This window comes from Achromobacter sp. FW305-C-30-7, from assembly GCF_058783105.1.
In genome coordinates this window covers 1-25,571 of record NZ_JBYSYI010000004.1, presented here as the reverse complement: position 1 = coordinate 25,571, position 25,571 = coordinate 1, and the positions used below count along the sequence as shown (strand labels likewise).

Genomic DNA, 25,571 nt, shown 5'->3' with positions numbered 1-25,571 from the left:
GGCGGCCCTCAGCCCGCGTTGTCCTGCCAGTCCAGCTGCCAGGCGCCCGACAGCACGTTCTGCATCCACAGCACGCAGGTCAGCGTCTTGGCGTCGGTGACTTCGCCCTGGGCGCAAGCCGCGATCAGTTCGGCGGGGTCCGCGCTGATCACGTCCAGGAATTCATCCTGGTCCAGCTGGCGCGGCCCGGCGCGCAGGCCTCGGGCGAAGTAGATGTGGATGATCTCGGTGGAATAGGCGATGGCCAGGTGCAAGGCGCCCGCATGGGCCCACTGCGCAGCGGTGTAGCCGGTTTCCTCCAGCAGCTCACGCTTGCCGCAAACCAGCGGATCCTCGCCCGGGTCCAGCTTGCCCGCGGGAAATTCCGTCATCACGCGCCCGATGGGATAGCGGAACTGCCGTTCCAGCAAGACCCGGCCATCATCCAGCAGCGGAATCACCACCACCGCGCCCGGATGCACCACGTATTCGCGCGTGGCCGTGTTGCCGTTGGGCAGGCTGACCGTGTCGCGGCGGATCTTCAGGAAGGCGCCGTTGTACGGCGCCTCGCTGGCGACGAGTTTTTCTTCGAGATGGGAATCGGGCTTGCGGGTCATGGGGGTCGGCTACCTCAAGGAACACGCAGGCGGCTGGCCCGCGCGGGCAGCACGAGCTTACCATCGCTGCCCGCCTCCCCCGATGACGCCTACTCCGCGACCCGGATGACGATCTTGCCGAAGTGCCGGCCCGACGCCAGGTGCTCGAAGGCCTCGCGCGCTTCCTCAAAAGCGTAGACACGGTCGATGACGGGCGCGATGCGCGCCACGTCGACAAAGCGCGCCACATCCTCAAGCATCTTGCGACTGCCGACGAAGATGCCTTCCAGGCGCTTGACGCCCGCAATCAGGGCCAAGGGCGCCACCGGCACGGCCGCAAAGCCGCTGACGCCGCCGATGACCGCGATGGTGCCGCCCATGCGCGCGGCCGCCACGGAACGTTCCAACGTGCCTTCGCCGCCGACTTCCACCACCACATGCGCGCCTTCGCCGCCGGTCAGGCGCAGCACTTCGTCCTGCCATTGCGGCGTCTCGCGGTAGTTGATCGTCAGGTCCGCGCCCAGTTCGCGCGCCCGGGCCAGCTTGTCGGCGCTGGACGAGGTGATGATGGCGCGCATGCCGGCCGCCTTGGCCAGTTGCAGGCCCCAGATGGAAACGCCCCCGGTACCCAGGAACAGCGCCGTCTGGCCCGCCTTGGCGCGTCCGGCAACGAACAGCGCGTTCCATGCGGTGACGGCGGCGCAAGGCAGGGTCGAGGCCTGCTCATCGCTCAGGGAGTCCGGCGTGGCGACCAGGGCATGCTCGGAAAAGATGCTCTCGGTGGACAGCAGGCCGTCGGTGGCGGCGCCCGGGGCCAGCGCCACGGTGGCGGGCGTGGGTTCGCCATCGATCCAGTCCGGCATGAACGCGCCCATGACGCGGTCGCCGATCTTGAAGCGGGTCACGCCCGCGCCCACCTCGATCACCTCGCCCGCGGCATCGGAGGCGGGTATGACCGGGTCGCCCGAACCCTTCAGATACTCGCCGCGCGCCACCATGAGATCGCGATAGTTCAGCGACACCGCCTTGATGCGCACGCGCAGCTCCAGGGGAGCCAGGCGGCGCGGTTGACGCGTGACGCGTTCCAGCGAAGCGATGTCCTTGCCGCTGGTGATGGTGTAGGCCTGCATGTTGTTTCTCCTGTATCGGTTCAAGAAAGCCGCCTTTCGGCGTCTGCCGCTAGATGTGGCGGCCAAGTACCGATAAGATATATGGGAATCAATTTCCCCAGTGGCGAATCTTTTTCTTTTCACCGATTCCCAATTGGAACCAATCAGGACGAAGGAGCCCGTGATGGCAACCGCGATCACCTATGACAGACTGAGCGGCATCGAAGTCTTTGTGCAGGCCGTTGAGGCAGGCAGCTTCGCGCTGGCGGCAGAACGCCTGAACCTGACGCGCTCGGCGGTGGGCAAGTCCATCGCGCGGCTGGAGGCGCGCCTGGGCGCGCGGCTGTTCCACCGCACCACCCGCCAGCAGAGCCTGACCGACGACGGCCAGGCCTACTACGACCGTTGCGTGCGCGCGCTGGCCGAGCTGCAGACCGCCGAAGCCGAGCTGGACAGCGGCCGCCGCGAGCCCCAGGGACGCCTGCGGGTCAGCGCGCCCCTGGTGTTTGGCCGGCACTGCGTCGCACCGGTGCTGCGCGAACTGGCGCTGCAACATCCGCAGCTGCAGATCGAGATCTCCTTCAATGACCGGGTGGTGGACCTGATCGAGGAAGGCTATGACCTGGGTATCCGCGTGGGCGAGCTGCCCGACAGCGCCAGCCTGGCCGCGCGCCGACTGGGCATGCAGACAATGGGAATCGGAGCGTCTCCCGCCTACATCCAGGCGCACGGCCGTCCAACCACGGTGGACGAGCTGATGCAGCATTCCTGCATCGCCTACACGCACAACGGAATCGAGAGAGGCTGGACCGTGAAGGGAGCGGACGATCAGGTCATGCAGCTACGCTTGCGGCCGTGCCTGCGGCTGGATGACCTGCAAGCCATCGCGGATGCCGCCATCGCCGGTGCGGGGCTCGCCTGGCTGCCCTGCTGGATGCTGACGCACTATGTGCGCACCGGAGAACTGGACGTGCTGATGCACGGCGACCGCCTGGCCGCGCAGGAAGTGCATGCGGTCTGGCCGCAAGCGCGCTACCTGCCGTCCAAGACGCGCGCCGCCATCGATGCGCTGGCGGCACGCGTGCCGGCCATGCTGGCCGCCTGAGCGGCTCAGCCGAACTTGCGGCGGGCGTCCAGCGCCAGGCCGGCGCCGATGCTGCCGAACAGGTCGCCTTCGACGCTGCGGGCGTCCGGCACCAGGGCCGAGACGGATTCGCGCAAGCGCGGCACGCGGCTGGAGCCGCCGGTGAAGAACACCGTGTCCACGTCGGACGTCGACACGCCGGCATCGCGCAGCAGCGCGCCCACCGTGGCCTCGACCTTCTCGATCAACCGGCCGACGCAGGCGTCGAACGACGGCCGTGTTACGTCCACGCCCAGCTCCGGCGCGATGCGCGACAGGTCGATGCGCGCGGCCGGCGTTTCCGACAGCGCAATCTTGGCCTCTTCGACCTGCACCGCCACCCAGTGGCCGGCGCGCTGTTTGACCAGGTTGAGCAGCAGATCGATCTTCTCGCGGTCGCCGGCTTCGGCGCGGATGTAGGCGAAGTGCTCGGCCGCCTTGCGGGTATAGGCCTGGTTGATGGTGTGCCAGCACGCCAGGTTGCCGTATTGCGTGGACGGCACGTCCTTGCCGCTGCGCAGCTGGCTGCCCAGCCCCAGCATCGGCATCACGTGGGCCAGGCTGAGCTGCTTGTCGAAGTCCACCCCGCCGATGTGCACGCCGCCATACGCCAGGATGTCCTCGCGGCGGTCGGCCTTGGCGGCGCGGCCGGGTCCCAGGCGGATCAACGAAAAGTCGGAGGTGCCGCCGCCGATGTCGATGACCAGCACCAGCTCTTCGCGGTCGATCTGCGATTCATAGTCGAATGCGGCGGCCAGCGGTTCGAACTGGAATTCGATATCGGTAAAGCCCACGCTGCGCGCGATCTCGCCCAGCGTGTCCTGGGCGGTCTGGTCGGCGGCGGGGTTGTCGTCCACGAAGAACACCGGCCGGCCCAGCACGGCGCGCGTGAAGCCGCGACCCGCCGCGGTTTCGGCGCGGAGCTTGAGTTCGGCGATGAAGCGCGTCAGCAGGACGCGGAACGGAATCGAACGGCCCTGCACTTCGGTCGAGCCATCGATCAGCGAGCTGCCCAGCAGGCTCTTCATCGAGCGCATTAGGCGCCCGTCGTAGCCGGCCAGGTAGTCGGAGATGGCGGCGCGGCCATAGCTGACCTCGGCGTCTTCATCATGGAAGAAAATGGCCGAAGGCAAGGTGGTCTTGCCGTCTTCCAGGGCCAGGAGCGCGCGCTGATCGGGGCGGCTCCAGCCCACGGTGGAATTGGACGTGCCGAAGTCGACGCCGCATGCGGTGGAAATCATGAGGAATTCTGGGGCTGAAAGCAAAACGGCGCACAAGTGTAGCCGCAACCGCCAGAATCGCCATATCAGCCCGCGCGCGCCAGCGCCCTGGCCGTGAACGCCAGCGTCGCGGCGGCCACCAGCAGGCCGCTGGCAAAGCCGCCGGCGTAGCCGACCTGGGCCGCCAGCCCGGTCATGAGCGACGAGGTCAGGATCTCGCCCAGGTCGCGGGCGCTCTGCACCGCGGTCATGTCGGTGCCGGCCTGCTCGCCCCGGCTGGCGAAGCGCATGGCCAGCGTCATCAGGGCCACGGACGCGGCGCCCGCGCCGAACGCGCCCAGCGCCTGCGCCCCCAAGGCCGTGCCGGCCTGCGCCGGCGTCCAGCCCTGGGCCTGCGCCAGCCAGGCCAGCGCCGCCGCGCCCGAGGCGGCCAGGCCCAGCGCCAGCACGGCACGCGCACCCAGCCGGCCGATCAGCCATGCGCCGCCGCCGCAGCCCAGCAGCACCGTCACCACGCCGCCCGCCATGCCGATGCGCCCCACCGCCTCGACCGCCCAGCCCGCATCCACCAGGAACAGCTTGGACAGGCCGTAGCCCGCCACCGCGGTCATGGCCGACAGGAACGCGGCCGCGGCCAGGGCCCAGGCGCCGGGACGCCGCACGAAGGCCGCCAGCGTGGCGCGCTGCCGCGCCGCGGGCGCCGTCAGCGCGCTTTCGCGCCAGGCGGCCGCCAGCAACAGGCTGAACGCCACCACCGCCGCCAACATCAGCAGCGCGCCGGTCTGGCCCACATGGCCGGCCAGCACCAGGCAGCCCGGCCCACCGAAGAAAAAGCCCACCATCGTGCCGCCGACCTGCACGGCGTTGGCGCGCGCCAACGCCTGCCCGTGGAAGCGTTCCGCCGTCAGGCCGTCGGTGGCGATGTCCTGCGTCGCGCTGGCCAGCGACGCCAATGCCATCAGCGCCACCACCCAGCCGGCCGCAGCGGCATCGATGCCAAGGAAGGCCAGCGCCAGCAGGCAGGCCAGCACGATGGCCTGCATCGGCAGGATCCAGCTGCGCCGCCGGCCCATGGCGCCGGTCCAGCGGTTGTCCACCACGGGCGCCCACAGGAACTTCAGCACCCACGGCAAGCCAACCAGCGGCAGCCAGGCCAGCGCGTGCAGGTCCGCGCCATCGCGGCGCAGCAGCGTGGGTAAAGCCTCCATGGCCACGCCCAGCGGTATGCCTTGGGAGAAATACAGGGCGCCTATCATCACGAACATGCGTCCGTCTGCATTGCGGTTCACGTCAGATTTCCTTCAACGAGGGGCTGCGGGATTGGGGCTCGTCCGCGCGGCGGTGTTCACTACCCTGCCCCGGCGTCACGAACAGGATCTTGCCGGGACAGGCCACGTGCAGCCGGTGCCACACGCCGCGCGGCACGATGGCGCTGCGGCGCGTATCCAGCAGCAGGTCGGTCTGGGCGCCGTCCTCGGCCATCAGGGTGACCACCACGCGCCCTTCCAGCACGCAGAGCATTTCGTCGCCGGCAGGGTGGCGTTCCCACACATCGCCATGCACATCGGCGTCGCTGGCCACGGCCTTGATGCCGACCAGCCATTCGTCCTGCGGCGCAAGCCGGCGCAGCCGGCCCACGTCGCGCATGGCGCCGTCGCGGCCCAGCGCCACGAAATGGTCCAGCCAGTCGAACACGGGCCCGGTGTCGGGTGCATTCATCGATCTCTCCTTCTCGTTGGCGGCGGACGTCCGCGAACGGCGCCCGCCGCGATTCATCAGTACTCGGCGCGCAAGGTCAGCATGACGTTGCGGGGCTCGCCGTAACGGTTGTTCCAGGCGGTGCCCGACAGGCTCTGGTAGTAGCCGCGGTCGAACAGGTTGTTGACGTTGAGCGACGCGGTCACATGCTTGTCCACGCGGTAGGCCATGCGCAGATCCACCAGTGCGTAGCCACCCTGGCGCAGCGTGACGGGGCCGGACACCGTGGAGTAACCCGACTGCACCTGCAGGCCGCCACCCACGCTCAGGCGCCGCTCCAGCCCGGGCAAGGCATAGTTCGTCCACAGCCGGAAGATGTGCTTGGGCGTGAAGCGCGCGAAAGGCTGTCCGCCGGACTCCGAGTCCGTCAGGTACTTGCTGGTGTTGAAGGTGTAGCCCGCCGCCACCGTCCAGTAGGGCGTGATGCTGCCGGAGGCTTCGGCCTCGATGCCGCGGCTGCGGACTTCCCCGCCCGAGATGTAGTAGCAGTTGCGGCCCACGCAAGGCCAGGCCGGGTCTTCCTGCGCGCGGTTCTTCTGCTGGATCTGGAACACGGCCAGCGACACGTTCAAGGCGCCGTCGGCCAGTTCGCCCTTGACGCCGGCCTCGTAGTTGGTGCCGGTGATGGGATCCAGCGGCTGGCCATCGCGGGTCAGCTCGCCCTGCGGCTGGAACACCTGCGCATAGCTGCCATAAAGCGACCACTGGCGGCCCAGGTCCACGATCAGTCCGCCATACGGCGTGAACTCCGGATCGATGCGCTGCCGCGCGCGCGGCGCGCTCTGGTTCCACCAGCTCATGCGTCCGCCCAGCACCAGGGTCACCGGATCGGCCAGCGAAAAGCGGCCCATGCCGTAGACGCCTTGCTGCTTCAGCCGGGTTTCGCCGGGCGAGGTGTACGGTCCCACGCCCGGCTCGGGCACGCTGTGCGGATCCCAGTCGAACACATTGACCGGCACGTTCGGATAAGGCGTCAGGTCCGCGCTGTACTGCTCGGACGTGGTGCGTTGGGCATTGCCGCCCAGCAACAGTTCATGGCGCCGGCCGAACAGTTGCACCGGGCCGCCGACATAGGCGTCCACGCTGGCCTGGGTGTTGTCGAACTTGTAGGCGGCGCCCATCAGGGATGAACCCAGCCCGGTCTGGCGGTCTATCGCGCCATAGGCGCCGGCGTACTTCAGGTTGCTGTCGGCGGTCAGGTAATTGGCGCTGACCTTGGCGCTCCAGCCCTGGCCGAAGCGATGCTCCAGGTCCGCGAACACGCGCGTCGTATTCCAGTTGAAACGGTCCCAGGCCGCGTCCAGGTAGGTCGAGCGCTTCAGGCCGATATCGCCGCCGTCCTTGTACAGCGGCACGCCGGCCATGTTGGTGGTGGAGCGGATGCGCTGATATTGCAGGCCGGCCGACAGCACGGTGTCCCGCCCCAGGTCCACTTCGCCGATGCCGTAGAACAGCGCCGACTTCTGGTCCGCCACGTCGTAGAAGTAGCCGCGGTCCTCCACGGCGCTGACGATGCGGCCGCGCACGCTGCCGCTGTCGTTCAGCGGACCGCCCAGGTCGGCTTCGGCGCGGTAGCGGTCCCAACTGCCGGCGCTGAGCGAGCCGTTGAAGGACAGCTCGCGCTGCGGCCGCTTGCGCACCAGGTTGACCGTGGCGGCGGGGTTGCCGGCGCCGTGCATCAGGCCGTTGGCGCCGCGCAGGATCTCCACGCGCTCGTATACCGCCATGTCCTGCGGCGACGCGGCCATGTTGCCCATCAGCACCGGCACCCCGTCCTGCTCGAACGAATCCACCTTGAAGCCGCGCGCGTAATACGCGGTGGTCAGCAGTTGATAGGGCTGCACCGTGATGCCGGTGGCGTGCTGCATCACCTCGTCCAGGCTTTGCAGGTTCTGCTCGCGCATCCGCTCCTGCCCGATCACCGTCACCGACTGTGGAATCTCGCGCAGCGTCAGCGGCAGTTTGCCCAGGGTCGCCGTGTCCTGCGCCACGCCCTCGCCGCTGACCGTCACTGCCGGCAGCGACGCGGCCTCCTGCGCCAGCGCCGGCCCCGCAGCCACCGCCAGCCACAGCGGCCAATGCCGCGCACTCGACGCGTTCCTGCGCGGCGCCCCCGCGCCCGTTTTCACCTGTTTTCGCACTGCCTGTCCTCTTAGAACTTTATTGAGAATAATTCTCAAGTAATTCTAAAAACGAGGGCGGCCGCGTGCTGGCGATTGCGGAAGTCTTGCTGGCGATTGCGGAAGTTTCGGCGCTTCAGCGGCCGGGCGCGACGCTGCTGGGCAGCACGCCGTAGCGGCGCAGGAATGCCTTGGTGAAGTGCGAATCGGTGTAGCCGCAGGCATAGGCCGCCTCGGATACCGTATAGGCGCCTTCGGCCAGCAGGACGTGGGCCTGCTCCATGCGCCTCTCGCGCACATAGGCGTAGACGCTCTGGCCGAACAGCTTGCGAAAGCCGGTGGTGAGCTTGTTGACGTTGACGCCTGCGCGCCGCGCCAGTTCAGGCAAGGACGGCGGATCCTGCAGGTTCGCGGCGACCAGGTCGCGCGCATGATGCAGGCGTTCCACGTCCGCCCGCGTAAGGCCGCGCGCATGCGCATCCAGCTCCGCAGGTTGCAGCGCGCCCAAGGCGAGCGCGGTCAGTTCCAACGCCTTGGCCGACAGGTACATGCGCTTGAGCGCGCCCTGCACCGGGCAGGCCAGCATCTGATGGCCCAGGGCCTCCAGCTTGCGGTCCGCCCGCATATTGGTTTCGGCGTAAGCGCCGTCGGCCCCCGGCGCGCGCAACAGGGCAGCCAATTGGGCCGGGTCCATGCAGAAGGCGTCGCGCAGATGATCCAGGCCCGTGCGCAAGGACACGAAGCGCAAGGACTGGTGGGCGCCGAATTCATGCTCCATGCCCATCGCGTCCTGGCACACGCTCAGGTGCAAGGCAGGACCGCTCACGCGGGTAGGCGCCGTGCCGCGCACGCTATAGCGCAGATCCCCATCCAGCACGAGCACCAGCTTCAGGCCGGGATCCAGGCGCTCCTGCACCCGCTCGTCGCGGCCAAAGCGCAGCGTGCCGCCGGCCAGCGACATGGCGGGCGTGGCGGCCGATAGGGTCCAATCAGGTTCGGGTGAGGCGACGGTCAAAGTAGCGGCTCCGCGGCGAGCAGCGCTGTTGATGAGATTGAATATTATTACCGTTTGACCCGAACGGAAAGCCGCCCGCCTGGCGGGCAGCGCGATTTATTGTTGCCGGCGCTGCTCCAGCTCCTTCAGACACTGCGCCACGCCGGCCTGCATCTGCGCATTCGACACGGCGGCGCGATCCGATACCTCGCGGCAACGCACGTACTCGGCCTGGCTTTCCGGCGTATCGCGGATGACCGCGGGCGCGGCGCCTGGCTCGGGCGTGACCGTCATGCGCAGCGTGGAAGGCGGCGAGAGGCTGCCGTCCTTGGAGCGTACGCTGGGGTACTGGTATTCCTGCGTGGCGGGAGGCGCGTTCTGCGCTTGCGCGGCGCCCGCTGCGCACAGGGCGGCCAGCAGGAAAGCGGATATGTGGAGTTTCTTCATGGCGACCTCTCTTCAATGAGCTGGCGTCCAGGGAGCGGACCGCGACCGCTGGACAGGCCGCACTATCGTATCCCCGGGCGCCCATGCACAGCGTGCCAAGACGCTACACAATCCGCCACAGTTGTTTCCCGGGGTTTCTCCCGCAGGCCGGCCTACTTCTTCGGGGCGGACTGACGCAAGGGGGCCAGCAATGAAGACAGCCCGTTGTGGTCCAGCTCGTGCATCAGGGCCAGCAGGCGCCCCAGCTCGCCCGGCGGAAAGCCCTTGCGCGCGAACCAGGCCAGGTACGGGCCGGGCAAGTCGGCGATGAGGCGCCCCTGGTACTTGCCGAAGGGCATGGTGCGCGTGACCAGCAGCGATAGCAGTTCGGGATCCATGGAGATCACCGCCCCGCCCTGGCGGCGAAAACGATATCCACCGCGGGCACGGCGGCGATCTTCACGCCGAAACTGGCAATGGACGACAAGGTCGCATTGTGATGCGCGCGGATCTGCGCGCCCGGCGCGTGTGGCTTGTCCTGGGTGGTATGGGCGTCCGCCGCCAGCGTGACGGGAAAGCCCAGCGCGGCCGCGCGGCGCACGGTCGTGTCCACGCAGAACTCGCTGGCATAGCCGCACACCACCAGCTCCGTCGCGCCGGCTTGCGCCAGCACATCGGCCAATTCGGTGCGCAGGAAGGAATCGGGCGTGGTCTTGCGCACGCGGACATCGCCATCCGCCGGTTGCAGCCGCAAGTCCAGCTGCCAGCCCGGCAGGCCGTGGTCCATGGCGCTGCCGGGACTTTCGTGCTGCACATAGATGACGGGCGCGCCAGCCTCGCGGGCGCGCGCGGCCAGCGCATTGATGCGGGCCAGCACGGCCTCGGCATCGGCCGGCGCGGGAGAGGCCTCGAACAGCGCGCGCTGCACGTCTATCACGATCAAAGCGGACGTCATGTATTTCTCAAAGAGGTCGGGAATCAGCGTTGCGGCAGACTGGGCGGCAGCGCCGCGACATGGCGCAGCTTATCAGGGTTGCGCACGATGTAGATGGCGGTGATCCTGCCGTCGCGCACCTCCAGCGTGGTGGACCGGGGCAGACCGTCCAGTTCGGTCGCCAGCACGCCCGGCATGCCGTTCAACTGCGTCACCACCGCCTCCAGGAACTGGCCGCTGGGCTTGGACGACAGGCCGGCGAAGAAGCGCGCGATCTTGTCACTGCCCAGGATGGGTCTGAACACGGCCAGCTTCTTGCCGCCGCCGTCCGCATGCAGCACCGCGTCCTGCGCCAGCAGGCTGCGCAACGCGTCCACGTCGCCCGCCCGTGACGCCTGCCAGAAGGCATCGGCGATGCGCGCGCCCTCCTGCTCCGTCACCGCGAATCGCGGACGCGCATCGCGCACGCGGCTGCGCGCCCGCGCGGCTAACTGGCGGCAGGCGGCCTCGTTGCGGCCCAGCGTCGCCGCGATCTCGGCGAACGGCATGTCGAACACGTCATGCAGCAGAAAAGCGGCCCGTTCGAGCGCCGACAGCCGCTCCAGCGCCAGCATCAACGCCACCGACAGGTCGTGCGCGATTTCCCCCGCCCCCGGCGCCTGATAGCTGGCGGCGTCGGGCAAGGGTTCCGGCAGCCATGGTCCGACGTATTCCTCGCGCCGCGCGCGCGCCGACTTCAGCTGGTCCAGGCACAGACGCGTGACCGTGCGCGACAGGAAGGCGCGCGGCGTTTCGACCTGACCGCGGTCCGCGTCGCGCCAGCGCAGCCAGGCGTCCTGCACGACGTCCTCGGCCTCTGCCCATGAACCCAGCATGCGATAGGCCAGGCCCTGCAGATGCCTGCGATGGGGCTCGAAGTCGGCAACGGCATCGGAAATGGCGGATGCGCTCATGGAGCCAGGGCCTCAGTGCTTGGGATGCTGCGAGCGGAACCCCACGGCGATGCGGTTCCAGCTGTTGATCATGTTGATGGCGACCGTCAGGTTGACCTGCTCTTCCTCATTGAAATGCCTGGCCATTTCGGCGTAGTCGGCGTCCGGCGCGCCGGTCTCGGGCAACCGGGTCAGCGCTTCCGTCCACGCCAGTGCGGCGCGCTCGCGTTCGCTGTACAGCGAAGACTCGCGCCAGGCGTCCAGCAGGTACAGGCGCATTTCGGTTTCGCCCTGCTTGCGGGCATCGGTCGAGTGCATGTACAGGCAGTAGGCGCAGCCGTTGATCTGCGAAGCGCGCATCTTCACCAGTTCAAGCAGGCTGTGTTCCAGGCCGCAGTTCTCGACGAAGTCGTTCAGGGCGATCATCGCCTTCATGGCCTTGGGCGAGGCGGTGTAGGCGTTCAGGCGGGCAGTGCTCATGGGTCTTTCTCCAGCAAGGTCGGCATGCGCCGCGGAATGCAGCGCCATTACCCCTAGGACGAGATAGCCTGGCAGGATGTGACATCGTCCATCGGGAAATTTGTAAATCCGGCCTAGAAATCCAGCCGCCCGCGCAACTCCCCGAACGGCACCATCACATGCTCGCGATAAGCGGGACGGGCCTGCAGGCGCTCGTACCAGGCTTGCAGATGGGGCATGGGCGGATGCGGGATATCCAGTTCGAAATAGCGGTAGAGCGTGGTGCCGGCCGGGATGTCCGCCAGTCCCAGGGACTCGCCGCACAGATAGGGCCGGTCCGCCAGCGCGCGGTCCAGCTGCCGCAGGCAGGCGTGCGTGGCCGCGACGGCGCGCTCGATGGCCGCCGTGTCGCGCTGGGCCTCCGGCGTGCGGTAATAGCCCCAGAACACGCCCGTCAGGAAAGCCGGCTGCAAGGCGGTCTGGGCCCAGTCCATCCAGCCGTCGGCGCCCGCCCGCTGCGCCGGGTCGTCCGCCCAGAACCGGCCAGCGCCGTCGCGCGCGGCCAGATAGCGCAGGATGGCATGGGACTCCCACACCACCGTGGCGCCGTCGCGCAACAGCGGCACCTTACCGTGCGGGTTCATGGCGCGGAATTCGGCCGTGTCCAGTAACCCGAACTGGCCGCCGGCCAGCACGTGCTCGTATTCCAGGCCCAGCTCGCCCGCCAGCCACAGCACCTTTTGCACATTGAACGAACTGCGGCGTCCCCAGATGGTCAGCATGGCGGTGGCCCTCAGTCGGCGTGCACGATGCGCGGCTCGCAGCGCACCGGGAAGTTGACCGAGTTGGCGATGAAGCAGAAGTGATGCGCGCGCTCGTGCAGCTCGGCCGCCAGCGCCGCGTCGTCGCCGGCGCGGATGGTCACTTCGGGCCGCAGGGTGACGGCGCTGAAGGCGCCGCCGCGCTCGCGGTCCTCGACCATGACGCCTTCCGCTTCATCGTGGTAGGCCTGCACCGTCACCCCTTCGACCGCGCAGAAGTGCAGGTACCAGAGCTTGTGGCAGGCCGACAGCGACGCCACCAGCATGTCCTCGGGATTCCAGCGCGCGGGATCGCCGCGGAAGGCCGGGTCGGACGAGCCCGGCACATCGGGCTTGCCCGCCGCGCGGATCAGGTGGTCGCGGGAATAGGCGGCGTAGCTGGAGGTGCCCGTACCGGTGTTGCCGGTCCAGTCGACGGTGACGTTGTAACGGTGTTCGCCTTTCATCGGAATCGTCCTATTCAAGGGAGAAGGCCCAGGCCGGCGCGCCCGGAAAACAGCCTAGCGTAGCGCATGCGCGGCCGCGCCAGGCCCGCGCGCTTTACATCCCGTTTCAGCACCGCCCCGTTACTATCCGTATCGTGACCGGTCTGCCAAACAGGAGCTCGCCATGATGAAAACCACCCTGACCTGCGCCCTGACGCTAGCCCTGCTCGCCGGCTGCGCGCCTTCCCGGCCCGGCTCCGGCGGGTCCGTGCCCGTCGACAGCCACACCGCCCGCGATTCGCTGGACTGGGCCGGCAGCTACGAAGGCACCCTGCCTTGCGCAGACTGCCCGGGCATCCGCACCCGGCTGACCCTGGAGCAGGACGGCCGCTACGAAAGACAGACCCAGTACCTGGACCGCCAACCGCAGCCCGAGGTCGTAACCGGGACATTCAGCTGGGAATCCGACGGCAGCACCATCCGGCTCGACGCGTCCGGCGATAGCCAGCGCTATTTCGTCGGCGAAAACCAGGTAACCATGCTGTACCGCGACGGCACCCGCCCGACCGGCCCGCTGGCCCCGCATTACGTCCTGCGCCGCGCCCAGTAACGCATCGCGCAACGTAAGGCATCGCGCAACGCGGGCGCTTGCGGCTATGCTTGCCGCATCGTCCGCGCCCGTGCGCGCGATCCCCATGCCCAAGGAAATCATGAAGACCGATCACGAGCTGCTCTCCGCCTTCGCCCCCACCGGCACGCTGCGCGCGTCCATCAATCTGGGCAATCCTATCCTGGCCAACGCGGACCCCGTCACCGGCCAGGCCGGCGGCGTGTCGGTGGACCTGGCCACGGAACTGGCGCGACGCCTGGACGTGGGGCTTGAACTGGTGGTGTTCAAGTCGGCCGGCGAATCCGTCAACGCCGTGGCCGCCGAACAGACCGACGTGGGCTTCTTCGCCATCGACCCGCTGCGCGGCGCCCAGATCGCTTTCACCGCGCCCTACGTGGTCATCGAAGGCGCCTACCTGGTGCGCCAGGACTCGCCCATCGCCAGCATGGAGGAAGTGGACCGCAAGGGCCAGCGCGTGGTGGTCGGCAAGGGCAGCGCCTACGACCTGTACCTGACGCGCGAGCTCAAGCAGGCGGAGATCTTCCGCGCGCCGACCTCGCCGGCCGTCGTCGACACCTTCTTGCAGGAAAACATGGAAGTCGCCGCAGGCGTGAAACAGCAGCTTGAAGCCGACGCGCAGCGCCTGGGCGGCCTGCACCTGCTGGACGGCCATTTCATGCTGATCCGCCAGGCCATGGGCGTGCCCAAGAGCCGCGGCGACAAGGCCAGCGCCTACCTGGCCGCCTTCGTCGAAGCCATGAAGAAATCGGGCTTCGTCGCCGAAGCCCTGGCCCGCCACAAAATCCAGGGCGCCGCGGTGGCGCCGCTGGAAGCCTGAACCGGCGGGCATACGTGCGGTAAGAACAAGGCCCCGCACAAGCGGGGCCTTTGCACGCTGGCGGCACGTTCTCAGTGGCTGATCATCCAGGGCCTGGCGCCCGCGAACGATTTCGCCCCATCCGACGTGGTACGCGTCTTGCCGCCCGTCTTGCCGCCGGAACAACATCCGCAATTCATGCCGTGGCCGGACCGCGAGCTGCGCGGCTCGTGCGCGCTGCGCTCGTTGACGGCGCGCGCCCGGTTCACCGCGGACGACAACGCCGAAATCGCCGGCGCTCCGCCCACGATGCGGCCGCACATCGCGCCGCATTGCGGGCAGGCGGCGGGATCGCGCCACCGGGCCAGCGGCACCAGCGCCGCGAACTCGCCGCAATCGCCGCAGGCATAGTCATACATGGGCATGGCGGCGTCTCCTAGCGGTCGCGCGACAGCGGCATGTCCACGCCACCCTGGATGTGCTTGACGGGGCCGGACGCCGAGGGCTGGATGTCGAAATCGAAGATCTCCGTCGGCAGCCACAGCGTGGCGCAGGAATTGGGTATGTCCACCACCCCGCTGATATGCCCCTGCACCGGCGCGCAGCCCAGCAGCGAATACGCCTGGGCGCCCGAATAGCCGAACTTCTTCAGGTATTCGATGGCGTTCAGGCAAGCCTGCCGGTACGCGACGTTCACATCCAGATAGTGCTGCTTGCCGGATTCGTCCACCGAAATCCCTTCGAAGATCAGGAAGTCTTTGTAGGCCGGCGTGATCGGGCTGGGCTTGAAGATCGGGTTCTTGATGGCGTACTTCTCCATGCCGCCCTTGATCAGCGACACGCGCATGTGCACCCAGCCCGCCATTTCAATGGCGCCGCAGAAGGTAATCTCGCCGTCGCCCTGCGAGAAATGCAGGTCGCCTACTGACAGGCCGCCGCCCTGCACGTAGACCGGAAAAAACACCCGCGCGCCGCGCGACAGATCCTTGATGTCGCAGTTGCCGCCGTGTTCGCGCGGCGGCACGGTGCGCGCGCCCTCGCCCGCCGCCTTGTCGCGGTCGGCGCCCTGCATGGCGCCCATGTGCGCCGTCTTCGGCGCGGGCGGATTGGCCAGCGGCGGAACGCGGTTGGGATTGGTGTCGATCAGCGCCTGCTCGCGCCGGTTCCAGGTGTCCAGCAGCTTCTTGTCGGGCAGGCAGCCGATCAGCCCGGGATGGATCAGCCCGGCGAAGTTCACGCCGGGAATATGGCGCGACGAAGTGAACATGCCATGGAAATCCCAGATGGATTTCTGCGCATGCGGAAAATGCTCGGTCAGGAAACCGCCGCCATTATTGCGGCTGAAAAAGCCATTGAAACCCCACAGGCTGTCCGGCTTCGCGCCGATGTCCAGCAGGTCCACCACCAGCAAGTCGCCGGGCTCGGCCCCTTCCACGCCCACCGGCCCCGAAAGAAAGTGCACCGTGGACAGGTCCACGTCGCGGACGTCGTCGGCGCTGTCATCGTTCTTGATCGCGCCGCCGGTCCAGTCATAGGTTTCCAGCACGAAGTCGTCCCCCGGCTTGACCCACACGGCCATCGGAATATCCGGATGCCAGCGATTGTGGATCTGCGCGTTCTCGTAGGGGGATTGGGCCAGGTCGACCTTGATGAGGGTGTCGGTCATTCTCTTTCATCTCCAACGTAACGTGTTGATAAAACAGAAATTTCTATCTTCGACCGTTTAACACGAAGGCGCATGGCAGCGCTTGCGGGTCGTTGATATGTGAAGCACAGTAGGCGAGTTTTGGAACGCCGTAAACTGGGTTTCCGACCAGTAGCCCAGGGATGGTTCAAGGCGAAGGATGGCTGCGGGCGCCGCACCATTGCACGGTCGGTTTCGTCGATGAATAATTGGTGCTCCCAGCACCGCGAATTGGAGTACCAATGAGCCTCGTCGAGCCCCCGAAAGAAGGGACTGCTGCCCCTTTCAGCAGCTTGGCCCAATTGGATGAACCCTACCGCTACCAGCTTCTGGTGGAGGGCGTCCTTGACTATGCGATTTTCCTGCTCGACGCCAATGGCTTCATTGCAAGCTGGAATGCCGGCGCGCAGCGCTTCAAAGGCTACGAAGCCGCCGAAATCATCGGGCAGCATTTCTCGCGCTTCTACACCGATGAAGATCGCGCCGCAGGCGTCCCGCAGCGGGCCTTGGCCATCGCGTCGAGCGAAGGCAGATTCGAGGCCGAGGGCTGGCGAGTCCGCAAGGGCGGCTCGCGATTCTGGGCCAGCGTGGTCATAGACCCCATACGGGACGGTTCGGGCAAGCTCATCGGTTTCGCCAAGGTCACGCGCGACATCACTGAAAAGCGGCACAGCCAGCTCGAGTTGCAGGCGACCCAGCTGGCTCTGCATCGGGCCCAGCGCATGGAAGCGCTGGGGCGCGTGACTGGCGGCCTAGCCCACGATTTCAACAATTTCATCTCGGTCATCGACGGGGCCGCGGAGTTGCTGCGCAACCCCGAACTCGCGCCTGAAAAGCGCGTCAAGTACCTCAATGCCATTGCAGATACGGCGCAGCGGGCGACCCACCTGACCCAGCAAATGCTGGCGTATGCGCGCCGCCAGCCTCTCGAACCCTCCCAGGTAGACGTCGGTCTATGCATCGAAGGGATGAAGCCGATTTTCCAGGCAACACTTGGAGCAGCAGTCCGGGTGCAGTACCAGCTCCCTGATGATCCCTGCCTCATTTGCGCCGACGTCAGCCAGCTGGAAAACGCCTTGTTGAATCTGGTGGTCAATGCCGCCGACGCCATGCCTTTCGGCGGCAATGTAAGAATTGCAGTCAGCTGCGTGGACTCGCGCCCGGATGAACAGGGAGGCCTCGCCGCCGGGCCGTTTGTCGCCGTCAGCGTTTCGGACGATGGCGAAGGCATCGCGCCGGAAATTCTGGACCACATCTTTGAACCCTTCTTCACCACCAAGCCGGAAGGCAAAGGAACGGGCTTGGGCTTGAGCCAGGTTTTCGGCTACGTCTCGCAAACAGGCGGTCACGTCGATGTGGCCAGTTCCGCCCAAGAGGGTACGACATTCACCCTCTACTTCCCCAAGGCCTCCCCCGGGCAGGGGGCCGCACAATGATGGTATTTCGGCCCGCCTGCTTCCTTAGTAGCTGAGGCACAGCACTGTTTCCAATTCACGGATCAACTCATCCGCAGCCCATGGTTTCAGGATGAACTTCGTCGCTGGCGGAAGATCACCCGCTGCGGGGTAATGACGGCCGGACGTGAGAAGCACGGCAATTTCGGGTGATTGACTGCGTATTCGCGCCGCCATCTCGAGGCCATCCATGGAGCCCGGCATCTCGATGTCCGTAATGACCGCGCGTATGTCGGGACGCTCCCCGAGCCGCTGCAGCGCCTCGTCGGCATTGCCCGCCTCGCAGACGGCATAACCCTCGCCGGCCAATATCTCGGCCAGTATCCATCTGGCGGTCTCGTTGTCATCGACAACGAGAACAGCCTTCCGCCCAGCGCAGATTTTGGCGTCCGTCATATGTCCCAACCTGAATGGTGGAGCCGGTGGATTTTCGAGGCCTTAACGGCATGCGGGAGTCAGCAAGCGTCATGCCTGTCTACAAAGTGCCTGGCGCATCGGCTCCTGTCCCGATTTTCCCAGCAGTTATGATGCTGCCCATTCTGTCGCACTATCAAGGTATCTCCGCATGGCCGCCCTTAACCGCCGCACTCTTGCCGTCCTGCTCATCTGCACCGCCAGCGCCAGCGCGCCCGCGGTCGCGGAAGACTGCATCGCGCAGATCGAGGCGGAGCAGGCGCGCATCGACCGCGCGCAGGACGTGCAGCGCACGCGCGAGGCGTCCAACGACCTGCAATTGAATCGGGAACTGTGCCAGGGCCGGCTGGACCTGCTGGATGCCCGCTACGCCCTGGTCGACGACTTCGAGGCCTGTCGCCGCCAAGGGGTGGAGTTTCCGGCAAGGATGGCGCGCGCGCTGAGCGAGGCGTCCGACGAGCTGGCGGACAAGAAGGCCGCGTGGATCAGAACCTGCGGCCTCCAGATGAAGGACTGAATGAGGGATGGCGCGGCCTGCTTTTCGGCGCTGCGTGGGAAGAAGATGGTCCGGCCACGATCGAAGCAGTAACGGTGCTCAAACTCGGTCGCATCGGCTCCCGGTACGTTCTCAGGCCGCCGATGTAGTCTTGCGCCTCACGTGACGCAATACCAATCGGTGCTGACGCCAAGATGGACGGCTTTAGATCTAGCGCTAGATCGCGACGCTCAAACCGCTAATCAGCTCGCTCGGCCAAAAAAAACGACGTCGAGAATTGCGTCGCGCAGGCGTTGATTCCACGCGCACCCATGCACCCATGACGTGCCGACCCCTTGAAAAAATAGATACGCAGAGAACCAGCTCAGTGAGGCCTTGATGGAAGGCACGGCGGTCGTAGTGTTCGCCAAACGGTGCAATAAACACGGCGTCCACTACGCAACGTATCACCCATAGGAGGGCAAGTACCCGGTGATCAGGCGTCCGAGTTACGACGGTCGATCAATCTTCAGACTGATAATGCCAATCTCTCGCGCCGTCTTTACCTATCTAGCGCCGGAGAACGGGGCGATCAAGGACCTCCGCATTGAGCCGGTCCAACCGACTAACGAGCGAAGACTAGTCAACTACAACCAATGCACAAGTCGCCAGGTCGCCTCCGCTGAATGCAATGCATGTCCCGCCAATCCCCATTCCGAACCACTATCAGCCCACATCTACTGAATTACTTGCGACGACACCGTCGGGAGTGATAGCGAATAGCAAATGCGGCGAACCAGATTCTGTATATATCCAGCGGTCGAGAGTCGGTCGTCATTACTCTAAGAATTCGCGCTATCCTACGAATTTCACGATTCGCACCAAAAATCCGAGAAACCTTGCATGGTTCTGCCCCCAAAAAACAAGTTGTTAGCATCGGACTTTGATGCTCCATTGAGAAAATATCTGGACTCCTTTAAAGAATCTGACTTGCTGCACAACATCAGGCGATTCCGTTCGCTCAACTTTCACAGCATGAACGACTCGACATATCGTGCAGAGTTCGGACGCGTATTGATGGTTAAAACAAAAAGTTACGTACTACCAGTGCACCATTATTACATTCCTCGAGGAACCAAACTGTTCCGCGCTCGCAAGATTGCTAAAACCGACCGCCGTTTACCGTTTCAAGCAATGCGCATAGAGTCAGACGCCTGGGCTCCTCCTGCGGCCTTCGTACAATATCCTGGCAGACTCCACAAAAAAAATGAGCCACTGCTTTATACGGCAGACCATGGAGTCACCGCCTTCTTGGAAACACGCATCGCTCCTAAGGAGCTTGCATCACTGACTGTATTTGAAGCCCAAGAAGATATAACGCTCACTAAAATCGGAATAACCCCAGAAACATCTAGCATGACTAAAAACGAGGCAAAGAAACTAATTTTGGTTTGTAACTTTGTGAGGGATGAGTTTTCCAGAAAAGTAGGGAAAGGCACAGAGCATTTTTATCGTGGAGCCGAAATTATTACCAAAGATCTTCACGACCTTCCTCTTTCTCAGGGCTGGGCATACTCTTCGGTGCAAGACGAAAGGGGAACAAACTATTGCTTTCGACCGGATATTGGAAAACAATACCTGAAGATAGTTGGGATTCTATTTTCTAGTTACGATCAGCCCAACAGGGACCATCCCTACTCGATCCACATGACCGCATCGATTGAAACCGATGAGAACTTATTGGTTTATCACCCTCTTGGAAGTGAATTTCAAGTTCGGAATTTTCCAGAAATATCTGCCTCGACTCTCCCTTCCGCATTGCCTTTGATGTGGCAAAATCATTAGCTAATAAAATCAGAATTCGCACTTTTATGTCTTTAAGTTACAACCCAAAAAGCCTCAAGGCCAAAATATCGGCTTAGTTCACGCTTCCACCAGCCTTCAGATTTGAATATGATTCCCTCTCTCTTTCGCCTGCGCTAGCGCCCCCACGTTCGGGGACGACCACTCTCCTGAGGTCGAGCACTCGCGCGAGGCGTCCAACGACCTGCAACTGAATCGCGAACTGTGCCAGGGCCGGCTGGACCTGCTGGATGCCCGCTACGCCCTGGTCGACGACTTCGAGGCTTGTCGCCGCCAAGGGGTGGAGTTTCCGGCAAGGATGGCGCGCGCGCTGAGCGACGCGTCCGACGAATTGGCGGACAAGAAGGCCGCGTGGATCAGAACCTGCGGCCTCCAGATGAAGGACTGAATGAGGGATGGAGCGGCCCGCCTGGCGGCGGGCGCACGTCTCACGCGGCCTGCTTGTCGGCGCTTTTCGGGAAGAAAATCGCGCGGCTCGGGTCGAAGCCGTAGCGGTGCTCGAACTCGGTTGCGTCCGCGGCCAGCGCCAGCACCGAATCCAGGATGAAATCGGCCTTCTCGTCCGCCAGCAGCACGCTGAAGTTCAGCCGGATGAAGCCCGGCTTTTCCATTTCCCGGCCGTCCAGGATGGCCTGGCGCATCTGCAGCGATTCATCCGCGCCGATATCCAGCAAACGATGCACGTAAGGACCCGCGCAAGCGCAGCCGCCGCGCGCCTGGATGCCGAAGCGGTCGCTCAGCATGCGCGTCACCAGTTGCTGATGCACGAAGCCGCCGCGGCCATTGCGCACCCGGAACGAAAAGATCGGCAAGCGTGCCGCCGTCAGCGAACCCAGCAGTTCCAGTTGCGCCGCGCCCTGCCATCTGGCCAGCGCGCGTTGCACGAAGTGTTGATTGCGCTGGCGCATGAAGTCCGCGCCCAGCGCTTCCTTCACCAGCAGCACCAGGGCGGCACGGATATCGCCCACCACATTGGGCGTGCCCGCTTCCTCGCGCGCTTCCAGGCTGCCACTGTAGTCATGGCCCACGGGCGAAACGAAGCGGACCGTGCCGCCACCGGGCCAGGTGGGCGTGGTGTCCAGCACCGCGTCGCGGCGCACGATCAGCACGCCAGACGCGCCCGGGCCGCCGATGAACTTGTGTGGCGAGAACACAATTGCGTCGATCGCCGCATCGGCGGCGGGCGTCATCCGGATCGGCAGATAGGGGGCGCCGCCGGCATAGTCCCACAGCATCTTGGCGCCCGCGGCCTTGACGCGCCGGGTCACTTCCGCCACATCCGCCACGATGCCCGTCACGTTCGAAGCCGCCGACAGCGCGCAAACCACCAGCGCGCCCTCCCCGGCTTGCAGCGCCACATCCAGCTGCGCCAGGTCGGGGCCGCCTTCAGGGCTTTCCGCCAGCTCGACGATTTCCGCGCCGCATTCGCGCCACGGCAGGATGTTGGAATGATGTTCGTAGGGGCCGATGATGACGCGCACCTTGCGGCCCGCGGCGATGGCCTCGCGCACGCCGAACAGATGCACCAGCCGGTTGATCCCCGCCGTCGCGCCCGAGCCCGCAAAAATCACCGCGTGCTCATCGCCCGCACCGCAGCAGCGCGCAATCGCCGCGCGCGCCTCGCGGCGCAGGCGGGTAATGAAGCCACCGCAATAAGACGCCTCGGTATGCGAGTTGGCGTAGTACGGCAGCACCTGCTCCAGAACGAAGCGCTCGACCTGCATCAGCGCCCGGCCGGACGCAACGTAATCCGCATAGACCAGCGGCTTGACGCCATAGGGGCCGTCGACCACCGCATCCTTGCCGATCAGCCCATCGGCCAGCGCCGCGGCGACGTCGTCCGCCTTCAGGCTTTCTTGAAATTGCTGCAACGGCGTAGCCGGGACGGAGGCTGTTTTGGTGGTCGTATTCATGTCGGGGATATTCCTGGGAACGTCGGAATATCATACGATGGGGTGAAATTTAAAACCTCACCTAATTTTTGCCTAAACTAACCAATATTGGGTCATTTGATCTTTTATATGGAAAAAATAGACAAGTTTGATCTTAATATCATCTCCTGCCTGCAAAAGGACGGCGCGCTGTCGCAACGCGAGCTGGCCGATCGCGTCGGCCTGTCGCAAAACGCCTGCTGGCGCCGGCTGCAGCGTCTGAACGCCTGCGGCATCATTCGCGGCACCCGGGCCGAGGTCAACCTGGTCGAACTGGGGCTGGACCTGACGGTATTCGTGATGATCCGCACCAGCCACCACGCCAAGGCCTGGGCCGATGGTTTCCGGCAACACGTGGGGCGCCTGCCCGAAGTGACCGAGTTCTATCGCATCGGCGGAGATTGGGACTACCTCATCAAGGTGGTCTGCCGCGGCATGGCCGGGTACGACCGCTTCTACCAGAAGCTGATCACGGATTTCGAGCTGTCGACGGTGACGGGGTTCTTCAGCATGGAGGCCATCATCGAGAACCGGCCGCCGGATCTGGGAGGGCTGGAGGGCTAAGACCAGCGGCCAGGCACCGCGTCATGTGCGATCCACGCGGACATGACAAAACCGTGATGCCGGGACGATCAGATTTGTAATTTCAGCGACCGCGGATTGTCGGGCAACGGCCTTCACACTGGCCCTGCCTATCCGCCAGAAGACATGTTTTCCGTGGCTTCCGGTCGGTATGACGCATATCGATCTTCCCTGCTCACGGAGTCCACAATGAAAAAGCTATACGTCGCGGCGGCCGCCACGGCACTGTCCGGCGCCGCCTATGCGCAGTCCTCTTCCGTCACGCTCTATGGCCTTATCGATACCGGCATCGGCTACGCCAACGTCGACGGCACCTACACCGATCCCGCCACCGGCAGTCGCACCCGCGTCGACAGCAGCCGCATCGGATCCACCACCGGCACCACCGCGGGTTCGCGCTGGGGCCTGCGCGGCAAGGAAGACCTGGGCGACGGCCTGTATGCGCTGTTCCAGCTGGAGTCCGGCTACGACAGCCGCAACGGCAACTCGCTGCAAAGCGGCCGCCTCTTCGGCCGCGAAGCCACGGTGGGCCTGGGCAGCGCCGACTGGGGCGAGGTCCGCCTGGGCCGGCAGTACAACGTCGCCGCGCGCTACTTCACCGGCATGTTCGGCTCATCGTTCGGCGGCGGCTTCAATCAATTGAACACCGGCGCCGGCCTGGGCTTCAGCTCGGCCTACTTCGTGCGCTACGACAACCTGATCGTCTATGAAACCCCGTCGATGGCCGGCTTCAAAGGCGCCCTGGGCTATGCCTTCAACGCCGACGACCGCCGCGTCGCCCAGACCGGTTTCGCCACCGCCGACAACACCCGCGCCATCACCGCCGGCCTGCGCTACGACAACGGGCCCGTCATGGGCTTTGCCACCTACGACCAGCTCAACGCCTCGAACAAGCTGAGCCAGAGCCAGAACGATGCCACGCCGCGTTCCTACATCATCGGCGGCTCCTACGACTTTGAAGTCGTCAAGGTGGCCCTGGCCTACAACCGCATGACCGACGGCTGGTTCGCCGGCAAGGGCTTCCCCAACGGCGGCAGCATCGGCGGATTTACCGGCACCCCGTCCTACGCCTTCGTCAAGGGCTTCCGCTCCAATGCCTACATGCTGGCGCTGGCCGCCCCGGTCGGCAAATCCGGCGGCGCCTTCGCATCGTGGCAACGCGCCGACGCCAACAACAAGCAGCTCACGGGCGGTGACGCCACCAGCAATACCTACAGCCTGGGCTATAACTACAACCTGTCCAAGCGCACCGATCTGTATGCGGTGGCGTCCTACACCACCAACTGGGCCTTCCTGGACAACGCCAAGGCGACCGAGGTGAATATGGGCATCCGCCATCGGTTCTAGCGCCAGCTTTCATAAAACGCTGCAAGCAGGAAATCCCTTGATCGAGCCCTCCTCCGCGAAGGGAAGGCCTGATGATCGCCGCGCGCCTTTCGGGCGCGCGATTTTTTTACCTGGTATCGCGCGGCGTATGGCGGCCCGACGCATGGCGGCCGCCGTTCAAGAACTTGTGCGCGTCACAACGGGCCTTCCGTCAGCAGGTAGCTGCCGCCCCGTATCGTATGCAGCAGCTTGGGACCCGAACCCGCATCGACCTTCTTGCGCAGCCGGCGCATCGCGACCGCAACGGCATGGGATTTGAAATTGCGCTTGTCGTGGACATGCAGCTTCATTTTCCAGACCTGCTCGGCAAGCTCCCAACCCACACACACCACCCCGGGCCGCTGCATCAGGAAAGCCAGCAAGCCGAACTCCTTGGGCGTCAGCGGCAGGAACTGCCGGTTGCGATAGGCGCGGCAACGCAACAAGTCCAGCTCCAGGTCGGCAAGCTGCAACCTGGGGCTGGACTCGGGGGGATTGATGACGGAGGAGTCAGCCACGCCGGGCTCTCCCGCCGCGTCGGCCGGGTATCAGCGCAGCGCGTTCTGGCGCTGCACTTCGGCTTGATACTCCGGCCCCGAACGCAGGCGGAAGTACTCAGTGAATGCGGCCTTGTACTCCGGGCTGTAAATGTCCGGCGTCTCCTCGCCACGCCAGAACCGGTCCACGCCCGCGCGCTTCCAGAGCGCCAGGTCGGCCAGCACTTCGGCACGCGTCAATGACGGACCGTAGGGATTGGCCAGGCCGGCGGGAGGCGACGCAGGCTGCGCCAGCGCCGCGCCGGTAGCGGCGGCCGACAGCGCCAGGATCAATGCGGCTTTGCGGATCATCTGCATGCTTAATTCCTATATATCGTGGAGGGGACTGCACGATCAAATTCTAGGAAGGCGATGCAGACAGAAAGCGGATAGCGGGATTACGTTTTTGAAATGCTGAGCCATACGGACGCGGCTGCGCGCTCTGCCATGGCTACCAAGCCAGGCCCTGCTCCGCAAGCCCGAGGCGCCGGGGCCTCAAGAACACATAGCAATGCTGGAACCCGTCCGCCACGACGTGCCGCGCACCCGTCATCCCGGCGATGCCGGGCTCAAATGTCTTGTAGACCTGAAACCCCTTGGCCTGCTCGACCTTGAAGCTCAGACGATCGGGCTTGTCGTTATAGCCGAGCACCAGCATCCCATCGCCCGTCAGGACGCGATGGCATTCAAACATCAATTGATTGAATGCCTCCTCGGTATCCAGGCCAAAACCGATCAACCCATTGGCAAACACCACATCAAAACTGTGGGGTGGATAGTGAGAGGACAGCTCTGTCGCCGAGCCCACCACGTGCCTGTTGGGCTGGCCGTAGGCCGCATTGCGCGGATTCAGGTCGATTGAATAGATGTATTGACCCAGCAGAACCTGCTCAGGTTAAGCGGCTAATGCAAATGTCTCAGCCGGGGTCTTCATACCAAGCGCC

The 25,571-nt window shown here is 65.1% G+C and carries 29 protein-coding genes; 8 read left to right on the top strand and 21 right to left on the bottom strand.

Annotation, left to right across the window (positions count from 1 at the left end; translation table 11 throughout):
* Positions 1 to 8 precede the first annotated feature (8 nt).
* Both AC3WOB_RS13910 and AC3WOB_RS13905 read right to left on the bottom strand, forming a co-directional pair.
* Complete coding sequence (locus AC3WOB_RS13910; protein ID WP_013394856.1) at positions 9 to 596, bottom strand: NUDIX domain-containing protein; 588 nt, start codon at positions 594 to 596, stop codon at positions 9 to 11.
* Between the two features lie 89 nt (positions 597 to 685).
* The gene (locus AC3WOB_RS13905) at positions 686 to 1,705 is read right to left on the bottom strand and encodes a zinc-dependent alcohol dehydrogenase family protein (protein ID WP_492275360.1); all 1,020 of its coding nucleotides are present in this window, start codon (positions 1,703 to 1,705) and stop codon (positions 686 to 688) included.
* 163 nt (positions 1,706 to 1,868) lie between these two features.
* Here AC3WOB_RS13905 and AC3WOB_RS13900 point away from each other — a divergent pair, with 163 nt between their 5' ends.
* Complete coding sequence (locus AC3WOB_RS13900; RefSeq protein WP_207469413.1) at positions 1,869 to 2,789, top strand: LysR family transcriptional regulator; 921 nt, start codon at positions 1,869 to 1,871, stop codon at positions 2,787 to 2,789.
* Between the two features lie 5 nt (positions 2,790 to 2,794).
* On the opposite strand, the gene AC3WOB_RS13895 is transcribed toward AC3WOB_RS13900, so the two are convergent.
* The 12 genes from AC3WOB_RS13895 to AC3WOB_RS13840 all read right to left on the bottom strand — a co-directional run bounded on the left by AC3WOB_RS13895 (position 2,795) and on the right by AC3WOB_RS13840 (position 12,917).
* On the bottom strand, positions 2,795 to 4,048 hold the full coding sequence (locus AC3WOB_RS13895) for an Hsp70 family protein (RefSeq protein WP_013394859.1): 1,254 nt from the start codon (positions 4,046 to 4,048) through the stop codon (positions 2,795 to 2,797).
* Positions 4,049 to 4,113: 65 nt separating this feature from the next.
* Complete coding sequence (locus AC3WOB_RS13890) at positions 4,114 to 5,292, bottom strand: RhtX/FptX family siderophore transporter (protein WP_492275668.1); 1,179 nt, start codon at positions 5,290 to 5,292, stop codon at positions 4,114 to 4,116.
* A 25-nt stretch (positions 5,293 to 5,317) separates the two neighbouring features.
* Positions 5,318 to 5,746, bottom strand: coding sequence for a cupin domain-containing protein (locus AC3WOB_RS13885; protein ID WP_207469407.1), 429 nt, complete (start codon positions 5,744 to 5,746; stop codon positions 5,318 to 5,320).
* 56 nt (positions 5,747 to 5,802) lie between these two features.
* Entirely contained in the window at positions 5,803 to 7,926 is a 2,124-nt protein-coding gene (locus AC3WOB_RS13880; protein WP_492275359.1) for a TonB-dependent siderophore receptor, read from the bottom strand.
* 115 nt (positions 7,927 to 8,041) lie between these two features.
* Complete coding sequence (locus tag AC3WOB_RS13875; RefSeq protein ID WP_013394863.1) at positions 8,042 to 8,920, bottom strand: helix-turn-helix transcriptional regulator; 879 nt, start codon at positions 8,918 to 8,920, stop codon at positions 8,042 to 8,044.
* Positions 8,921 to 9,016: 96 nt separating this feature from the next.
* On the bottom strand, positions 9,017 to 9,346 hold the full coding sequence (locus AC3WOB_RS13870) for a hypothetical protein (protein WP_013394864.1): 330 nt from the start codon (positions 9,344 to 9,346) through the stop codon (positions 9,017 to 9,019).
* Between the two features lie 152 nt (positions 9,347 to 9,498).
* On the bottom strand, positions 9,499 to 9,723 hold the full coding sequence (locus AC3WOB_RS13865; protein WP_041655832.1) for a DUF3820 family protein: 225 nt from the start codon (positions 9,721 to 9,723) through the stop codon (positions 9,499 to 9,501).
* A 5-nt stretch (positions 9,724 to 9,728) separates the two neighbouring features.
* Positions 9,729 to 10,280: a cysteine hydrolase family protein gene (locus tag AC3WOB_RS13860; protein ID WP_013394866.1), complete on the bottom strand. Its 552-nt coding sequence runs from the start codon at positions 10,278 to 10,280 to the stop codon at positions 9,729 to 9,731.
* 23 nt (positions 10,281 to 10,303) lie between these two features.
* Positions 10,304 to 11,212, bottom strand: coding sequence for a sigma-70 family RNA polymerase sigma factor (locus AC3WOB_RS13855; RefSeq protein WP_492275358.1), 909 nt, complete (start codon positions 11,210 to 11,212; stop codon positions 10,304 to 10,306).
* 12 nt (positions 11,213 to 11,224) lie between these two features.
* A complete protein-coding gene (locus AC3WOB_RS13850) occupies positions 11,225 to 11,671 on the bottom strand; it encodes a carboxymuconolactone decarboxylase family protein (protein ID WP_013394868.1) in 447 nt (148 codons plus the stop codon).
* 113 nt (positions 11,672 to 11,784) lie between these two features.
* Positions 11,785 to 12,432, bottom strand: a complete 648-nt coding sequence (locus AC3WOB_RS13845) for a glutathione S-transferase family protein (protein WP_492275357.1) — start codon at positions 12,430 to 12,432, stop codon at positions 11,785 to 11,787.
* A gap of 11 nt (positions 12,433 to 12,443) precedes the next feature.
* On the bottom strand, positions 12,444 to 12,917 hold the full coding sequence (locus AC3WOB_RS13840) for an OsmC family protein (RefSeq protein ID WP_207469396.1): 474 nt from the start codon (positions 12,915 to 12,917) through the stop codon (positions 12,444 to 12,446).
* Between the two features lie 163 nt (positions 12,918 to 13,080).
* On the opposite strand from AC3WOB_RS13840, the gene AC3WOB_RS13835 reads away from it, so the two are divergent.
* Together AC3WOB_RS13835 and AC3WOB_RS13830 are read left to right on the top strand one after the other, a co-directional pair.
* Entirely contained in the window at positions 13,081 to 13,506 is a 426-nt protein-coding gene (locus AC3WOB_RS13835) for a copper resistance protein NlpE (RefSeq protein ID WP_013394871.1), read from the top strand.
* A 100-nt stretch (positions 13,507 to 13,606) separates the two neighbouring features.
* Positions 13,607 to 14,344 carry an ABC transporter substrate-binding protein gene (locus tag AC3WOB_RS13830; protein WP_492275667.1) on the top strand — a complete coding sequence of 246 codons (738 nt, stop codon included), beginning with the start codon at positions 13,607 to 13,609 and terminating at the stop codon, positions 14,342 to 14,344.
* A 71-nt stretch (positions 14,345 to 14,415) separates the two neighbouring features.
* Here AC3WOB_RS13830 and AC3WOB_RS13825 read toward each other — a convergent pair whose 3' ends face one another.
* Complete coding sequence (locus AC3WOB_RS13825; RefSeq protein ID WP_013394873.1) at positions 14,416 to 14,748, bottom strand: zinc ribbon domain-containing protein; 333 nt, start codon at positions 14,746 to 14,748, stop codon at positions 14,416 to 14,418.
* Positions 14,749 to 14,759: 11 nt separating this feature from the next.
* Positions 14,760 to 15,989 (bottom strand): formamidase, encoded by a 1,230-nt coding sequence (fmdA, locus tag AC3WOB_RS13820; protein ID WP_013394874.1) that lies wholly within the window; start codon positions 15,987 to 15,989, stop codon positions 14,760 to 14,762.
* A gap of 260 nt (positions 15,990 to 16,249) precedes the next feature.
* Here fmdA and AC3WOB_RS13815 point away from each other — a divergent pair, with 260 nt between their 5' ends.
* On the top strand, positions 16,250 to 17,443 hold the full coding sequence (locus AC3WOB_RS13815) for a two-component system sensor histidine kinase NtrB (protein WP_013394875.1): 1,194 nt from the start codon (positions 16,250 to 16,252) through the stop codon (positions 17,441 to 17,443).
* A 24-nt stretch (positions 17,444 to 17,467) separates the two neighbouring features.
* Here AC3WOB_RS13815 and AC3WOB_RS13810 read toward each other — a convergent pair whose 3' ends face one another.
* On the bottom strand, positions 17,468 to 17,857 hold the full coding sequence (locus AC3WOB_RS13810) for a response regulator (protein WP_492275356.1): 390 nt from the start codon (positions 17,855 to 17,857) through the stop codon (positions 17,468 to 17,470).
* A 169-nt stretch (positions 17,858 to 18,026) separates the two neighbouring features.
* Here AC3WOB_RS13810 and AC3WOB_RS13805 point away from each other — a divergent pair, with 169 nt between their 5' ends.
* Together AC3WOB_RS13805 and AC3WOB_RS13800 are read left to right on the top strand one after the other, a co-directional pair.
* Positions 18,027 to 18,392, top strand: coding sequence for a hypothetical protein (locus AC3WOB_RS13805; protein ID WP_492275355.1), 366 nt, complete (start codon positions 18,027 to 18,029; stop codon positions 18,390 to 18,392).
* A gap of 861 nt (positions 18,393 to 19,253) precedes the next feature.
* Positions 19,254 to 20,195, top strand: coding sequence for a hypothetical protein (locus tag AC3WOB_RS13800; protein ID WP_492275354.1), 942 nt, complete (start codon positions 19,254 to 19,256; stop codon positions 20,193 to 20,195).
* A 446-nt stretch (positions 20,196 to 20,641) separates the two neighbouring features.
* Here AC3WOB_RS13800 and AC3WOB_RS13795 read toward each other — a convergent pair whose 3' ends face one another.
* Positions 20,642 to 22,126, bottom strand: coding sequence for an aminotransferase class V-fold PLP-dependent enzyme (locus tag AC3WOB_RS13795; RefSeq protein ID WP_492275353.1), 1,485 nt, complete (start codon positions 22,124 to 22,126; stop codon positions 20,642 to 20,644).
* Positions 22,127 to 22,234: 108 nt separating this feature from the next.
* Here AC3WOB_RS13795 and AC3WOB_RS13790 point away from each other — a divergent pair, with 108 nt between their 5' ends.
* Both AC3WOB_RS13790 and AC3WOB_RS13785 read left to right on the top strand, forming a co-directional pair.
* Complete coding sequence (locus AC3WOB_RS13790; protein WP_013394879.1) at positions 22,235 to 22,708, top strand: Lrp/AsnC family transcriptional regulator; 474 nt, start codon at positions 22,235 to 22,237, stop codon at positions 22,706 to 22,708.
* 207 nt (positions 22,709 to 22,915) lie between these two features.
* Positions 22,916 to 24,073 (top strand): porin, encoded by a 1,158-nt coding sequence (locus tag AC3WOB_RS13785; RefSeq protein WP_492275352.1) that lies wholly within the window; start codon positions 22,916 to 22,918, stop codon positions 24,071 to 24,073.
* 173 nt (positions 24,074 to 24,246) lie between these two features.
* Here the strand turns inward: AC3WOB_RS13785 and AC3WOB_RS13780 are convergent, their stop codons facing one another.
* From AC3WOB_RS13780 to AC3WOB_RS13770, 3 genes are all read right to left on the bottom strand, one after another.
* Entirely contained in the window at positions 24,247 to 24,609 is a 363-nt protein-coding gene (locus tag AC3WOB_RS13780) for a winged helix-turn-helix domain-containing protein (protein WP_013394881.1), read from the bottom strand.
* 30 nt (positions 24,610 to 24,639) lie between these two features.
* Positions 24,640 to 24,945: a DUF4148 domain-containing protein gene (locus AC3WOB_RS13775; protein WP_013394882.1), complete on the bottom strand. Its 306-nt coding sequence runs from the start codon at positions 24,943 to 24,945 to the stop codon at positions 24,640 to 24,642.
* A gap of 133 nt (positions 24,946 to 25,078) precedes the next feature.
* Entirely contained in the window at positions 25,079 to 25,495 is a 417-nt protein-coding gene (locus tag AC3WOB_RS13770; protein ID WP_492275666.1) for a class I SAM-dependent methyltransferase, read from the bottom strand.
* Between the last annotated feature and the right edge of the window lie 76 nt (positions 25,496 to 25,571).

Coding starts and splice junctions, on each gene's coding strand:
- AC3WOB_RS13910 (WP_013394856.1), bottom strand. CDS start 596: ATGACCCGCAAGCCCGATTCCCATCTCGAAGAAAAACTCGTCGCCAGC.
- AC3WOB_RS13905 (WP_492275360.1), bottom strand. CDS start 1,705: ATGCAGGCCTACACCATCACCAGCGGCAAGGACATCGCTTCGCTGGAA.
- AC3WOB_RS13900 (WP_207469413.1), top strand. CDS start 1,869: ATGGCAACCGCGATCACCTATGACAGACTGAGCGGCATCGAAGTCTTT.
- AC3WOB_RS13895 (WP_013394859.1), bottom strand. CDS start 4,048: ATGATTTCCACCGCATGCGGCGTCGACTTCGGCACGTCCAATTCCACC.
- AC3WOB_RS13890 (WP_492275668.1), bottom strand. CDS start 5,292: ATGTTCGTGATGATAGGCGCCCTGTATTTCTCCCAAGGCATACCGCTG.
- AC3WOB_RS13885 (WP_207469407.1), bottom strand. CDS start 5,746: ATGAATGCACCCGACACCGGGCCCGTGTTCGACTGGCTGGACCATTTC.
- AC3WOB_RS13870 (WP_013394864.1), bottom strand. CDS start 9,346: ATGAAGAAACTCCACATATCCGCTTTCCTGCTGGCCGCCCTGTGCGCA.
- AC3WOB_RS13865 (WP_041655832.1), bottom strand. CDS start 9,723: ATGGATCCCGAACTGCTATCGCTGCTGGTCACGCGCACCATGCCCTTC.
- AC3WOB_RS13860 (WP_013394866.1), bottom strand. CDS start 10,280: ATGACGTCCGCTTTGATCGTGATAGACGTGCAGCGCGCGCTGTTCGAG.
- AC3WOB_RS13855 (WP_492275358.1), bottom strand. CDS start 11,212: ATGAGCGCATCCGCCATTTCCGATGCCGTTGCCGACTTCGAGCCCCAT.
- AC3WOB_RS13850 (WP_013394868.1), bottom strand. CDS start 11,671: ATGAGCACTGCCCGCCTGAACGCCTACACCGCCTCGCCCAAGGCCATG.
- AC3WOB_RS13845 (WP_492275357.1), bottom strand. CDS start 12,432: ATGCTGACCATCTGGGGACGCCGCAGTTCGTTCAATGTGCAAAAGGTG.
- AC3WOB_RS13840 (WP_207469396.1), bottom strand. CDS start 12,917: ATGAAAGGCGAACACCGTTACAACGTCACCGTCGACTGGACCGGCAAC.
- AC3WOB_RS13835 (WP_013394871.1), top strand. CDS start 13,081: ATGATGAAAACCACCCTGACCTGCGCCCTGACGCTAGCCCTGCTCGCC.
- AC3WOB_RS13830 (WP_492275667.1), top strand. CDS start 13,607: ATGAAGACCGATCACGAGCTGCTCTCCGCCTTCGCCCCCACCGGCACG.
- AC3WOB_RS13825 (WP_013394873.1), bottom strand. CDS start 14,748: ATGCCCATGTATGACTATGCCTGCGGCGATTGCGGCGAGTTCGCGGCG.
- fmdA (WP_013394874.1), bottom strand. CDS start 15,989: ATGACCGACACCCTCATCAAGGTCGACCTGGCCCAATCCCCCTACGAG.
- AC3WOB_RS13815 (WP_013394875.1), top strand. CDS start 16,250: ATGAGCCTCGTCGAGCCCCCGAAAGAAGGGACTGCTGCCCCTTTCAGC.
- AC3WOB_RS13810 (WP_492275356.1), bottom strand. CDS start 17,857: ATGACGGACGCCAAAATCTGCGCTGGGCGGAAGGCTGTTCTCGTTGTC.
- AC3WOB_RS13805 (WP_492275355.1), top strand. CDS start 18,027: ATGGCCGCCCTTAACCGCCGCACTCTTGCCGTCCTGCTCATCTGCACC.
- AC3WOB_RS13800 (WP_492275354.1), top strand. CDS start 19,254: ATGGTTCTGCCCCCAAAAAACAAGTTGTTAGCATCGGACTTTGATGCT.
- AC3WOB_RS13795 (WP_492275353.1), bottom strand. CDS start 22,126: ATGAATACGACCACCAAAACAGCCTCCGTCCCGGCTACGCCGTTGCAG.
- AC3WOB_RS13790 (WP_013394879.1), top strand. CDS start 22,235: ATGGAAAAAATAGACAAGTTTGATCTTAATATCATCTCCTGCCTGCAA.
- AC3WOB_RS13785 (WP_492275352.1), top strand. CDS start 22,916: ATGAAAAAGCTATACGTCGCGGCGGCCGCCACGGCACTGTCCGGCGCC.
- AC3WOB_RS13775 (WP_013394882.1), bottom strand. CDS start 24,945: ATGCAGATGATCCGCAAAGCCGCATTGATCCTGGCGCTGTCGGCCGCC.